Origin of the sequence: Alkalihalobacillus pseudalcaliphilus (assembly GCF_028610675.1) — a bacterium.
Taxonomy (GTDB): Bacteria; Bacillota; Bacilli; order Bacillales; family Bacillaceae_D; genus Alkalihalobacillus; species Alkalihalobacillus pseudalcaliphilus.
In genome coordinates, this window is record NZ_JAQQWS010000023.1 from 16,571 (window position 1) to 29,353 (window position 12,783).

The 12,783-nt window shown below is 39.4% G+C and carries 12 protein-coding genes; all 12 read left to right on the forward strand.

The window, feature by feature from the left end:
* The first annotated feature begins 51 nt into the window (after nucleotides 1–51).
* The 12 genes from ftsH (at nucleotide 52) to lysS (ending at nucleotide 12,265) form a co-directional block, all read left to right on the forward strand.
* The gene (gene ftsH, locus PQ479_RS21460) at nucleotides 52–2,052 is read left to right on the forward strand and encodes an ATP-dependent zinc metalloprotease FtsH (protein WP_047990579.1); all 2,001 of its coding nucleotides are present in this window, start codon (nucleotides 52–54) and stop codon (nucleotides 2,050–2,052) included.
* A 471-nt stretch (nucleotides 2,053–2,523) separates the two neighbouring features.
* Complete coding sequence (locus PQ479_RS21465; protein WP_047990581.1) at nucleotides 2,524–3,291, forward strand: type III pantothenate kinase; 768 nt, start codon at nucleotides 2,524–2,526, stop codon at nucleotides 3,289–3,291.
* A gap of 12 nt (nucleotides 3,292–3,303) precedes the next feature.
* The gene (hslO, locus tag PQ479_RS21470) at nucleotides 3,304–4,185 is read left to right on the forward strand and encodes an Hsp33 family molecular chaperone HslO (protein WP_047990582.1); all 882 of its coding nucleotides are present in this window, start codon (nucleotides 3,304–3,306) and stop codon (nucleotides 4,183–4,185) included.
* 176 nt (nucleotides 4,186–4,361) lie between these two features.
* On the forward strand, nucleotides 4,362–5,285 hold the full coding sequence (cysK, locus tag PQ479_RS21475) for a cysteine synthase A (RefSeq protein ID WP_047990583.1): 924 nt from the start codon (nucleotides 4,362–4,364) through the stop codon (nucleotides 5,283–5,285).
* 80 nt (nucleotides 5,286–5,365) lie between these two features.
* The gene (locus tag PQ479_RS21480) at nucleotides 5,366–6,850 is read left to right on the forward strand and encodes an anthranilate synthase component I family protein (protein WP_083991359.1); all 1,485 of its coding nucleotides are present in this window, start codon (nucleotides 5,366–5,368) and stop codon (nucleotides 6,848–6,850) included.
* Nucleotides 6,851–6,862: 12 nt separating this feature from the next.
* Nucleotides 6,863–7,462, forward strand: coding sequence for an aminodeoxychorismate/anthranilate synthase component II (pabA, locus tag PQ479_RS21485; RefSeq protein WP_047990584.1), 600 nt, complete (start codon nucleotides 6,863–6,865; stop codon nucleotides 7,460–7,462).
* Nucleotides 7,447–8,295 (forward strand): aminodeoxychorismate lyase, encoded by an 849-nt coding sequence (pabC, locus tag PQ479_RS21490; protein ID WP_047990585.1) that lies wholly within the window; start codon nucleotides 7,447–7,449, stop codon nucleotides 8,293–8,295. The genes pabA and pabC overlap by 16 nt, the downstream gene beginning before the upstream one ends.
* 75 nt (nucleotides 8,296–8,370) lie before the next feature.
* A complete protein-coding gene (gene folP / locus PQ479_RS21495; protein ID WP_047990594.1) occupies nucleotides 8,371–9,147 on the forward strand; it encodes a dihydropteroate synthase in 777 nt (258 codons plus the stop codon).
* On the forward strand, nucleotides 9,140–9,499 hold the full coding sequence (folB, locus tag PQ479_RS21500) for a dihydroneopterin aldolase (protein WP_047990586.1): 360 nt from the start codon (nucleotides 9,140–9,142) through the stop codon (nucleotides 9,497–9,499). The genes folP and folB overlap by 8 nt, the downstream gene beginning before the upstream one ends.
* A gap of 13 nt (nucleotides 9,500–9,512) precedes the next feature.
* Nucleotides 9,513–10,007, forward strand: a complete 495-nt coding sequence (gene folK, locus PQ479_RS21505) for a 2-amino-4-hydroxy-6-hydroxymethyldihydropteridine diphosphokinase (RefSeq protein ID WP_047990595.1) — start codon at nucleotides 9,513–9,515, stop codon at nucleotides 10,005–10,007.
* Nucleotides 9,992–10,198, forward strand: a complete 207-nt coding sequence (locus PQ479_RS21510) for a helix-turn-helix domain-containing protein (protein ID WP_047990587.1) — start codon at nucleotides 9,992–9,994, stop codon at nucleotides 10,196–10,198. The genes folK and PQ479_RS21510 overlap by 16 nt, the downstream gene beginning before the upstream one ends.
* 558 nt (nucleotides 10,199–10,756) lie before the next feature.
* Nucleotides 10,757–12,265, forward strand: coding sequence for a lysine--tRNA ligase (gene lysS / locus PQ479_RS21515; protein WP_047990588.1), 1,509 nt, complete (start codon nucleotides 10,757–10,759; stop codon nucleotides 12,263–12,265).
* The last annotated feature ends 518 nt before the right edge of the window (nucleotides 12,266–12,783 follow it).

The following is a 12,783-nucleotide window of genomic DNA, read 5'->3' on the forward strand; positions in this document are numbered from 1 at the left end:
CAATTGTGGTACGATTAACGAAGCTTTATGGCACGCGGGAGGAGGTCAATCATGAATCGGATTTTTCGTAATACGATTTTCTACTTACTTATTTTCCTGGTTATTATTGCGATAGTAGGATTATTTAGTGGTGATCAAAACAATACGAAACCAATTACATTTGATGAATTTGTTACACATTTAGAAAATAATAATATTAATAATTTGACGGTGAAGCCGGAAAGATCTGTTTATTTAGTTACTGGTGAATTAAGACAAGCAGCAGAAGGTGATGAGAACTTCCAAACGCATGTTTTGCCAACTGAACAAAACGCAGAACTATTAACTGCGGCTCCCTCATATACGGTGGAACCGGCTGATGAAACAAGTGGCTGGGTAACATTTTTCACGGGAATCATTCCGTTCATTATCATCTTTATCCTGTTCTTCTTCTTACTTAGCCAAGCTCAAGGTGGCGGAAGCCGAGTGATGAACTTTGGTAAGAGTAAGGCGAAAATGGTTAACGATGACAAAAAGAAAGCGAAATTTAAAGACGTTGCGGGTGCAGATGAAGAAAAAGCTGAACTAGTTGAGGTTGTTGAATTCCTTAAAGACCCACGAAAATTCTCAGCTATTGGTGCTCGTATTCCTAAAGGTGTCCTTTTAGTAGGACCTCCAGGTACTGGTAAGACATTATTAGCAAGAGCGGTCGCTGGAGAAGCTGGTGTTCCATTCTTCTCAATTAGTGGTTCTGACTTTGTTGAAATGTTTGTCGGTGTCGGTGCATCACGTGTTCGTGATTTATTTGAGAATGCGAAAAAGAATGCACCATGTATCATCTTTATTGATGAAATTGATGCAGTTGGTAGACAGCGTGGTGCTGGTCTTGGCGGAGGCCATGATGAGCGCGAGCAAACGTTGAACCAACTCTTAGTAGAAATGGACGGTTTTAGTGCAAATGAAGGTATTATTATCATTGCAGCAACAAACCGTGCTGATATTTTAGACCCTGCTTTATTACGTCCTGGTCGTTTTGACAGACAGATCCAAGTAAATCGTCCAGATGTACGTGGACGTGAAGATGTTCTAAAGGTGCATGCTCGTAATAAGCCTTTAAATGACGATGTTAATTTAAATGCAATTGCAAGCCGTACGCCAGGGTTCTCAGGTGCTGATTTAGAGAATCTTCTTAACGAAGCTGCTCTTGTCGCGGCTCGTGATAATCAGAAGAAAATTAGTATGATTCATATTGAAGAAGCCATTGACCGTGTCATTGCTGGTCCTGCTAAGAAAAGCCGTGTTATCTCGAAGAAAGAGAAAAACATCGTCGCTTGGCATGAGGCGGGACACACTGTTGTGGGTGTTAAGTTAGAAAATGCGGACATGGTTCATAAAGTAACAATTGTTCCGCGTGGTATGGCTGGCGGTTATGCGGTCATGTTACCAAAAGAAGACCGTTATTTCATGACTCAGCCTGAGTTATTAGACAAAATTGTTGGATTGCTTGGAGGCCGTGTTGCTGAAGAGATTCAATTTGGCGAAGTGAGTACAGGTGCTCATAACGACTTCCAGCGCGCAACGGGAATTGCTCGTAAAATGGTTACTGAATATGGGATGAGCGAAAAACTCGGACCGTTACAATTTGTATCTGGTTCAGGCGGCCAAGTATTCTTAGGTCGTGACATCCAAAATGAACAGAGCTATAGTGATAAAATTGCTTATGAAATTGACCTTGAGGTTCAACGTATCATCAAAGAATCTTACGCGCGTTGTAAGCAAATTTTATTAGAAAATAAAGCAAGTCTAGACTTGGTAGCTGAAACTTTATTGGATCTTGAGACTTTAGATGCTGAGCAAATTCAGTCACTAATTAACGAAGGAAAGCTTCCAGAAAACCACCATACGAATCGGGTTCTTGACACAAGCGATGATGAGGGTACGGATGAGAAGCAAGATTCTGAGTCTGACGTTAAAGTGAACATTCATTCTAAAAAAGAAGAGAATGACTCTGCAGATACGCAAGCAGAAAAAGAAACACCATCAGAAGAAAACGACAAGAAAAAAGAAGAGTAAGCCAAAGAATGTAAGGAGGGTGTGTCAAATTCGACATTCCCTCCTTTTTCCATCAAACCACACGGGTAAAGTATCAATAAGAGTAATCACTCACCACGATGAGTATTCAAAACCAAAGAGGTTCTTAAAACAAAGCGAACATGGCGAAGCAGAAGCATCTCCGCTATCAACAAACATAAAGTTGGATATTGTCTTTAGCTTGGTGGCCTTCATTCACTTTGTTTTATTTATTTTAATGGATGATTTAAGAATGCTATTTGTACTTTGTAATAAGCAGTACCCAGCGGATGAAAACATGCGGAGACTCCCATGGGTCATCTTGGCAGAGCCGAAATCCACTAGCGAAGCTAGTTAGTTCGGCGCCACCCCACAGGACGCGGAGCATGATTTTGGGAGCGATGAGTATAGCTCCGTATATCAGTTTTAAGCAACTTTCATATAAAATTCAAGTCAGTAACTAGGGGGGTATATATGATATTAGCTATGGATATAGGCAATTCTAATATAGGAATAGGCTTATATAAGCATGAGCGATTACATGAGCATTGGCGTATAGCTACTAACCGGCAAAAAACAGAAGACGAATACTCAGTTACACTAGGTAGCTTATTTCAACAAGTAGGAATCACATTTAATCAAATCGAAGGTATTATTATTTCCTCTGTTGTACCCCCCATCATGTATACCATGCAACAAATGTGCAAAAAGTACTTTAAGTTAGACCCTCTAATTATCGGACCCGGAATAAAGACAGGGCTTAACATTAAATACGATAACCCTAAAGAGGTTGGTGCTGATCGTATTGTCAATGCCGTGGCGACGATCGAAAAGTATGGAGCGCCAGCAATTATCGTTGATATTGGTACAGCAACGACATTTTGTTATATCAATGAGTTCAAACAATATATTGGTGGTTTAATTGCCCCGGGAATATCCATTTCAACGGAAGCATTATACAGTAAAGCGGCTAAATTGCCGCGAATTGAAATTTCCAAGCCACCGCAATTATTAGGTAGCAATACGGTTCATGCGATGCAATCAGGCATTTATTATGGCTATATTAGTCAAGTTGATGGGATAGTTGAACGAATAAAAAGTGAATCAAAACAAAAACCTATTGTAATCGCGACAGGTGGACTCGCGGAGTTAATAGCTGATCAGTCAGAAACCATCGAACATGTGGATCGATTTTTAACATTAAACGGTTTATTTCACATCTATATGAAAAATCAAAAATAAGGAGTATAAGGTATGAATGATTATTTAGTAAAAGCAACCGCATTTGAAGGAAAGGTAAGAGCTTATAGCTTAGTGGCTACCGATATGGTAAATACAGCTGTTAAGAAACAAGATACTTGGCCAACGGCATCTGCTGCTTTAGGCCGAGCGATGATGGCAAGTACGATGATGGGCACTATGTTAAAAGGAGAGGCAAAGCTAACGGTTAAAATCGAAGGTGGCGGGCCTATCGGAGCCATTATTGTCGATAGTAATGCCAAAGGTCAATCGCGCGGTTATGTCACGAATCCGCATGTGCATTTTGACTTAAATGACCATGGAAAACTTGACGTTGCCCGAGCTGTTGGAAAGGAAGGTTCATTATCTATTGTTAAAGATATTGGAATGAAGGAGGCATTTACCGGAAGTGTACCTTTAATTTCTGGCGAGTTAGGTGAAGATTTCACTTATTACTTTGTCACATCGGAGCAAACGCCTTCTTCAGTTGGTGTAGGTGTACTTGTCAATCCGGATTATAGTGTTTTAGCAGCTGGCGGTTTTGTCATTCAGTTAATGCCAGGAGCTGATGATGCTGTCATTACTGAAATTGAGAAGCGTTTAAGCAATATTCCTCCAGTTTCAAAGCTGGTTGAGTTAGGCATGCCTCCTGAAGAGATTTTATACTCGCTTCTAGGAGAACAAAATGTAAAAATTTTAGAAACGATGCCGATTGAGTTTGCTTGTACGTGCTCGCGTGAACGAATTGCCAATGCGATTATAAGCTTAGGTAAAGAGGAAATTAGAGCAATGATTAAAGAAGATGGTGGAGCTGAAACGTCGTGTCATTTCTGTAATGACCAATATCAGTTCTCCACAGAGGATTTAGAAGAACTTTATCAAGAAGCGAATAAGTGATGTTTAAATATAAAGCAAAAGGGCTAACCATCATTAAGGGAAGCTCTTTTCGCTTATTTATAAGCTAACAAAAATTGGGCTTATGATTTGGATTTATTAATTGACTTATCAGAATAGATTTGCTATTATCAAGTTAATAAAACCAATAAATTTACTTGGAATTAGGAGGCGCATTTATGAAAGTTGTTAATTCAGTAACAGAACTAATCGGACAAACGCCATTAGTAAAATTAAATCGTCTTGTGTCAGACAAACATGCCGATGTTTATTTAAAGCTTGAATTTATGAATCCGGGCAGTAGTGTTAAAGATAGGATCGGGCTTGCAATGATTGAAACGGCGATTGAAAAAGGTGACCTTAAAGAAGGTGACACGATTGTTGAGCCTACGAGTGGTAATACGGGTATTGGTTTAGCGATGGTTGCCGCGGCGAAAGGGTTAAAAGCTAAATTGGTGATGCCTGAAACAATGAGTTTAGAGCGCCGTAATTTGCTTCGTGCATATGGAGCTGAACTTGTCTTAACGCCAGGACCAGAGGGAATGGGTGGAGCGATCCGTAAAGCGACTGAGCTTGCGAAAGAAGAAGGCTATTTTATGCCACAGCAATTTGAAAATGAAGCAAATCCAGCGATTCATCGTGAGACGACGGGTAAAGAGCTACTTGAACAAGTAGATGGCCAAATTGATGGTTTTGTTTCTGGAATTGGAACAGGTGGAACTATTACGGGTGCAGGAGGCTACTTGAAAGAGCATTTCCCTGAATTGCAGGTAGTAGCAGTAGAACCTAAAGATTCTCCTGTTTTATCTGGAGGGAAGCCTGGCCCACATAAAATTCAAGGGATTGGGGCAGGTTTTGTTCCGAAAATTTTAGATACAGACATTTATGATGAGGTTGTACAAATTTCAACAGAGGAAGCATTTGATTATGCTCGCCGTGCAGCAAAAGAGGAAGGGATACTAGGTGGTATTTCTTCAGGTGCAGCCATTGCAGCTGCATTGAAATTGGCTGAAAAGCTAGGGCCTGGCAAGAAGGTTGTCGCGATTATTCCATCAAACGGTGAGCGTTATTTAAGTACTGCCTTATACAATTTCGAAGATTAATCGATATAACGAGAGCTACCTTATGGTTCTGAACCAATAAGGTAGCTTTTTTTCGTGGAGTCGACTTTTCTTATTAGCTTATGTCGGGTAAAATAAAGCAAAAGGTAAGGTCGGGGGTTGGATTGGTGAGCAAACAAAAACAATGGAGAACAATATCAGCTTCTTTTCACCTAAATAAGAAGGACTGGTTTGAAAAGTATAAACAATTAAGTGAAAATGAATCCCATCATGTCCTTTTAGAAAGTGGTCGTGGTGGTACATATAGTATTATTGGATTAAACCCTTTTAAGATCTTATGTGGGAAGGGTCGTGAGTTAACGATTATCGAAGGGGATTCCGAAGTGAAAAAGCATGGACCCCTTCTTGATTTAATGGAAGTAGAGATGGATCCTTATCAAGTGGCGTATCAAGAGGGACTACCCCCTTTTCAAGGAGGAGCTATCGGCTATTTAAGCTATGATATCGTCAGAGAGTTTGAGTACATCCCTTCAGAGGCAGAAGATGATCTAAAGCTACCTGAGTTGTATTTTATGTTATTCCATGACGTTTTTGTCTATGAGCACAGTGAGGAAAAAATGTGGATGATCTTTACTGGGGAAGAGCATGATGAGGCTGCACTTGAAATGAAGAAGTCTTTCTACAAACAGGAATGGCAAAGACAGGATAAGGGCTTTAGAGATTGGCATTCAAGGGGGCTTCACAGCGAGACGAGGCCTGTCCATCCTTCTATGACAGAAGAAAAGTTTGCTGAAGCTGTGAATACGATTAAAGACTATATTTCAGCGGGTGATGTTTTTCAAGTGAACCTGTCTGTTAGACATCAACAGGAGATGGTCGCAGAGCCTTTGCACGTATACCATACACTTAGAGAGATTAATCCATCTCCGTATATGTCTTATTTTCATACACCAGATTTCCAATTTGTGAGTGCTTCTCCTGAATTATTAGTGAAAAAGCACCAGCAGGAAATAAGCACACGGCCGATTGCCGGCACACGCTCTAGGGGTAATAATGAAGCTGAGGATCAGCGACTGGCTGACGAGCTTTTATCGAATGAAAAAGAGCGTGCTGAACACGTGATGCTAGTTGATTTAGAGAGAAATGACCTAGGGAGAGTTGCTGAATACGGATCGGTTGAGGTGAACGAATTACTTGTGATTGAAAAATATTCTCATGTTATGCACCTTGTTTCAAATGTACGTGCTAAACTAAAGGAAGACTATAATGTATATGATGTAATTCGAGCTACTTTTCCAGGTGGTACCATTACAGGTGCCCCAAAAATTAGGACAATGGAAATTATCGAGGAGTTAGAACCCGTTCGTAGAGGGTTATATACAGGCTCAATTGGATGGATTGGTTTTAATCAAGAGATGGAGTTAAATATTACGATTAGAACGATTGTTTGCCAAAATAATCAAGCGTATATCCAAGCTGGAGCAGGGGTCGTCATTGACTCCAATCCGGACTTTGAATATAAAGAGTCTTTAAAGAAAGCCAAGGCGTTATGGCGAGCATTAGAGTTGAGTGAAGAAGAGTTAAGAAAAAAAGTTGAGATGAGCTGAGGGGGAAGAAATATGATATTAATGATTGATAACTATGATTCTTTTACTTACAACCTTGTACAATACTTAGGTGAGATGGGGGAAGAACTTATAGTGAAGAGAAATGACCAAATCACACTTGCAGAAATAGAGTTATTAGCCCCTGATTATTTAATGATTTCTCCGGGACCATGCAGTCCAAATGAAGCGGGAATAAGTATGGAAGCAATTAAATATTTCGCAGGAAAGATACCGATTTTTGGTGTTTGTTTAGGTCATCAATCCATTGCTCAGATCTTTGGTGGTGATGTGATTCGTGCCGAGCGGTTAATGCATGGTAAAACCTCTGAAGTGAACCATGACGGTGATACGATTTTTAAAGGGATTCCTAGTCCTTTTGTTGCGACTCGTTATCATTCGCTCATTGTTAAAAGAGAAACGCTACCAGATTGTTTTGAGATAACAGCCGAGACGATAGAAGGGGAGATTATGGCAATCCGTCATAAGGAGTTGGCGATTGAAGGCGTACAGTTTCACCCTGAATCGATTATGACTAGCGAAGGTAAGCAGCTGCTAAGGAACTTCTTAAAGGCTTACCCTAAAAAGGAGTCTCGTTCATGTACATCTATCTAAAGGATCAAATAATTCCAGGAGAAGAAGCGAACATATCTATTTTTGATCATGGCTATCTTTATGGTGTGGGATTATTTGAAACCTTTGCTATATATGATGGTCATCCATTTTTATTGGATGACCATTTTCGTCGTTTAGAAGCTGGTCTGAAGGAAGTAGGAATAGAATGGGCGATGAAAAAAGAAAAAGCTGTCGCTATTTTGCATCAGCTTTTAGAAGTGAATGGTTTAAAGGATGCGTATGTACGGTGGAACGTTTCGGCGGGACCAAATGAAATCGGTTTATTTTCAGGGGTTTATGAAGAGCCTACTCTGGCTGTTTTTATGAAGCCGTTGCCTCCGAAAAGAGACAAGCCGAAAATCATAAAAATTTCCCCTTTACGCCGAAATACGCCTGAGGGACTTGAACGATTAAAATCGCATCATTACCTGAATAATTTGTTGGCGAAAAGGAGTCTAGGTGTACATGACCCAGATGTTGAAGGTGTTTTTTTAACCGCAGATGGTTATGTAGCTGAAGGTCTTGTATCGAACATTTTTTGGGTGAAGAACGGAAAAGTCTTCACGCCTTCGATTGAAGCAGGCATATTAAACGGGATTACAAGACAATTTGTGATAACATTATTAAAAAAAGATAATAGGGAGGTAGAAGAAGGTTTATATTCGCTGGACGCACTTCAGCGAGCGGATGAGATCTTTATGACAAACTCGATTCAAGAGTTAGTCCCTCTATGTTTTGAATATGGCTACACCGAAAGGCCAGTCTTTAATCAACTGGCACTATTATATGAACAATCTAAAAGAAAACGCTACTCAAGTCGAACGGAATTTTAGTGGTAAGGAGTGTGGAGCGTGGAAGCGAGCACAAATAGAAACGCACAATTATTAGTAGAAGATCGCACATATGTAATGGGGATTTTGAACATCACACCGGACTCTTTTTCAGATGGTGGACAATATAATCAGGTCGAACAAGCTGTGAACCGGGCTCGAGAGCTCGTAGCTGAAGGGGCTGATATTCTTGATATTGGTGGTGAGTCGACTAGACCTGGTTATGAGTATGTGGAGATTGAAGAAGAAATGAATCGAGTAGTACCAGTCATTGAAGCGATAGCTGAGGAACTGAATGTACCGATTTCAATTGACACGTATAAAGCGGATGTCGCTGAGGCTGCTTTAAAGGCAGGTGCTTCGATTATTAATGATATATGGGGGGCAAAAAAAGATAAGCGGATGGCTCAGGTAGCTGCTGAATATCAGGTTCCTATTATTCTAATGCATAATCGTGAGAAAGTTCCGTATGAAGATTTAATTACAGATATGGTTTCAGACATACAAGAAAGTATAGATATTTGCTTACAAGCAGGTGTACCGAGAAAACATATTATTCTTGACCCGGGTATTGGTTTTGCTAAGACTTATGAAGAGAACTTAAAAACGATGCGACACCTCAATGATTTTGTTGAATTGGGATATCCTGTATTGTTGGGGACATCAAGAAAATCGCTGATTGCTAAGACATTAAATCTACCTGTAGATGAAAGGGTAGAGGGGACAGGAGCAACGGTTTGTTATGGAGTTGCCCAAGGTTGCCAAATTGTTCGTGTTCATGATGTTAAAGAGATGACAAGAATGACGAAGATGATGGATGCGATGATAGGAAAAGGTGGTGCTAGAATTGGATAAAATTTATTTAAATGAGTTGTCTTTCTATGGTTACCATGGTGTCTTTAAAGAAGAGCAGGTGCTCGGACAAAGGTTTCAGGTTGATTTAGTTTTAGAACTTGATTTACATGAGGCAGGGCAAAATGATGACTTAACGAGATCCATTGATTACGGGGAAGTTTATCAATGTGTAAAAGAAATTGTTGAGGGCGAACCTTTTCAACTTGTAGAGGCGGTAGCAGAGAAGGTAGCAGCAGTCCTGTTGGATAAGTTTCCTCTCCTCTTTTCTTGTACAATAAAAGTAATTAAGCCAGATCCACCGATTGCTGGACATTATCGCTCTGTCGCTGTCGAAATAAAGAGGGGAAGATAAGTTGGTGAATAAATTGGGTAATCAAGCTTTTATTGCATTAGGCTCAAATATGGGGATTCGTGAAGAGTACTTGAGAAAAGCTATTCAACTACTTAAAGAACATCCACATATTGAAGTTTGCCGTGAATCGAATATATATGAGACGGTGCCTGTTGGTTATGTTGAGCAGGCTGCTTTTCTGAATATGGTGATAGAAGTCAAGACCGCATTAAGCCCCGTGCCATTATTGGCAGTGACTCAGTCCATAGAGTTAGAATGCGGCCGTACACGTGAAGTACGTTTTGGACCAAGGACATTGGATCTTGACATTCTTCTTTACGCTGAAGAGGAAATGAAGAAGGAAGGCCTCATTATTCCTCATCCTAGGATGCATGAGCGTGCCTTTGTGATGGTGCCTTTGTCTGAATTAGTGCCAGAGCGTTTATTATTGAATGTGCATCAAACAGTAAAAGAGATTGCTCAATCATTACCAGATAGAGAGGATGTTAAGCTTTGGATCCCGAATTAATAGGAAGAAAGATAAGGGCTTATAGAAAGTTAAAAGGGTATACCCAAAAGAGTTTTGCGAAAGAATTAGGCATATCTGTTTCTGTTCTTGGTGAAATAGAAAGAGGTAACCGGATGCCCGATGACTATATCGTAAATCAAGTTGTAGAATTATTAAATATAACAAAAGAAGAAATAATGAAGGAATCTTAATAGGTACTTTAATTTTTATTAAAAAATGGTTGATATCGAAACGGTTGAAGGTGTTCGATTTGCTCTTTTGCCACTAGAAAAACGGTCATAGCATTTATGAGGCATTTCAATATATAGAAAAAGTGAATTTGTGCCTAAACCTAGCATGGGAGAAAGATGCGTATATGAGTGTGACTTCAGATGTTCGATCGGTTTGAGAGGTGGAGCCTGGATTCATTTGCGGGTGGAGGAAGATATCGTTGGTTATTGAGAGAGGTGGCGAAAGGTTTGGTGGCTCATTGCTCAATTGAAAACTTCTCATCAAATCTTGAGAGCTTTTAATGCTTTTGTTCAAGAAACAAACGGGATTGAAAGTGGTAAGAAATGAACGCTGTTTGACTTTTTCTATAGATTTTTCTATAATCCGTTTGAGACATTAGACTGCTGGTCATGAACTAGCAGTCTTTCTACATAGCATTCCGTTTATTTTTGTTATAGGATTATAAATAGGTATAACTTTTTTAATTTTAAGCCATAGTGATTTTTAATAGAGTATTCATGGTTAGTTTTTAAGAGGAGATGAATAGTGTGAGTCAAGAACTTGAATTAAACGATCAGTTGCAAGTGCGTAGGGACAAGTTAAGACAGCTTGAGCAGCAAGGTATTAATGCTTTTGGTGGTAAATTTGAGCGTACCCATTCCGCAACAGAGTTAACAGAGCAATTTGGTGAAAAATCGAAGGAACAATTAGAGGAGGAAAGTCATTCAGTAGTTTTTGCTGGACGTGTGATGACAAAGCGCGGTAAAGGTAAGGCTGGCTTTGCTCATATTCAAGATTTAACAGGACAAGTACAAATTTATGTTCGTATGGACTCTGTGGGTGAAGAACAATATGCTATTTTTAATACAATTGATATTGGCGATATTGTTGGAATAAAGGGTGTAGCTTTTAAAACAAAGGTAGGAGAACTATCGATTAAAGCAACAAACTTTGAATTGCTTTCAAAGTCTTTACGTCCACTACCTGATAAGTTTCATGGTTTGAAAGATGTAGAACAGCGTTACCGTCAACGTTATGTGGATTTAATTGTGAATCCTGACGTTCGTGAAACATTCATATTAAGAAGTAAAATCCTTCAATCCATGCGCCGTTACTTAGATGGTCAAGGTTTCTTAGAAGTAGAAACACCAACTATGCACTCCATTGCAGGTGGAGCTTCTGCCAGGCCGTTTATTACACACCATAATGCGTTAGATATGCAGTTGTTTATGCGTATTGCCATTGAGTTGCATCTTAAGCGTTTGATTGTTGGTGGAATGGAAAAGGTATATGAGATCGGGCGAGTCTTCAGAAATGAAGGCGTGTCTACACGTCATAACCCTGAATTTACAATGATTGAATTGTATGAGGCATACGCAGACTATAATGATATTATGAGTCTAACGGAAAACCTAATTGCCCATATCGCTGAAGAGGTTTTAGGAACTACTTCTATTACTTATGGGGAGTACAAGCTTGATTTAAAGCCAGAATGGAAGAGATTGCATATGGTTGATGCTGTTAAAGAAGCTTCTGGTGTGGATTTCTGGAAGGAAATGACGGATGAGCAAGCTAGAGCCCTAGCGAAAGAGCACGGTGTACCTGTCAAGGATACGATGACTTATGGTCATGTAGTGAATGAATTCTTTGAGTACTTTGTTGAAGAGAAACTTATAGAGCCGACGTTTATCTACGGACACCCTGTTGCGATCTCTCCTTTGGCTAAAAAGAACCCTGAGGATCCTCGTTTCACAGATCGTTTTGAGTTATTTATCGTTGGACGTGAGCATGCAAATGCATTTTCTGAGTTAAACGACCCAATCGATCAGAGACAACGCTTCGAGCAACAGTTAGTAGAGCGTGAGCAAGGGGATGATGAGGCTCATATGATGGACGAGGATTTTGTGGAGGCACTTGAGTATGGGATGCCGCCAACTGGTGGATTAGGAATTGGTATCGACCGATTGGTCATGTTATTAACTAACGCACCGTCCATTCGAGATGTATTGTTATTCCCGCAAATGCGTAAACATCATGTAAGTGAATAAGATTTCAGGGGCTATCGCTAATGGAGCGGTAGTCTTTTTATATGTTTATTAAAATGTTCTACGTGGTAACGAAATAAATATAGGGTATTTATAAAAAAGAAAAATTGGTACCAATTTCGCTAGCTATATTAAGTGAAAAGCGTTATGATAATTAGTACAAGTTTTACAAGCACTCTTACTTTTTAAGAAGAACCGTTATATTAATAAAGTGTTTTAGAGGTGGTTATCCTACATCTTTAAAGGTATTTTTTCAATTTATTATATTGATATATAAAATTCTTTCGTTTTTTTATAAAAAAGTATTGATTAGCTTGTTGAATGGTGGTATATTATTTCTTGTCGCTAAATACGGAAAACAACTTCAAAAATTAAATTTAAAAAGTTGTTGACTTTAAAATATTGAAGTGATAAGATAATCAAGTCGCTGTTAAAAGCGATAAACAAGTTCTTTGAAAACTGAACAAAAGCCAAGCGAATTAAAGAGATACAAGGTATCTCGTCAATTGTTAGTCACATTT

What these genes read in the sequence shown, in the direction of transcription:
- pabC (WP_047990585.1), top strand. Translation starts at nt 7,447, where the DNA reads ATGTACATCTATCTAAAGGATCAAATAATTCCAGGAGAAGAAGCGAAC.
- PQ479_RS21480 (WP_083991359.1), top strand. Translation starts at nt 5,366, where the DNA reads ATGTCGGGTAAAATAAAGCAAAAGGTAAGGTCGGGGGTTGGATTGGTG.
- hslO (WP_047990582.1), top strand. Translation starts at nt 3,304, where the DNA reads ATGAATGATTATTTAGTAAAAGCAACCGCATTTGAAGGAAAGGTAAGA.
- cysK (WP_047990583.1), top strand. Translation starts at nt 4,362, where the DNA reads ATGAAAGTTGTTAATTCAGTAACAGAACTAATCGGACAAACGCCATTA.
- PQ479_RS21465 (WP_047990581.1), top strand. Translation starts at nt 2,524, where the DNA reads ATGATATTAGCTATGGATATAGGCAATTCTAATATAGGAATAGGCTTA.
- pabA (WP_047990584.1), top strand. Translation starts at nt 6,863, where the DNA reads ATGATATTAATGATTGATAACTATGATTCTTTTACTTACAACCTTGTA.
- ftsH (WP_047990579.1), top strand. Translation starts at nt 52, where the DNA reads ATGAATCGGATTTTTCGTAATACGATTTTCTACTTACTTATTTTCCTG.
- lysS (WP_047990588.1), top strand. Translation starts at nt 10,757, where the DNA reads ATGAATAGTGTGAGTCAAGAACTTGAATTAAACGATCAGTTGCAAGTG.
- folP (WP_047990594.1), top strand. Translation starts at nt 8,371, where the DNA reads ATGGGGATTTTGAACATCACACCGGACTCTTTTTCAGATGGTGGACAA.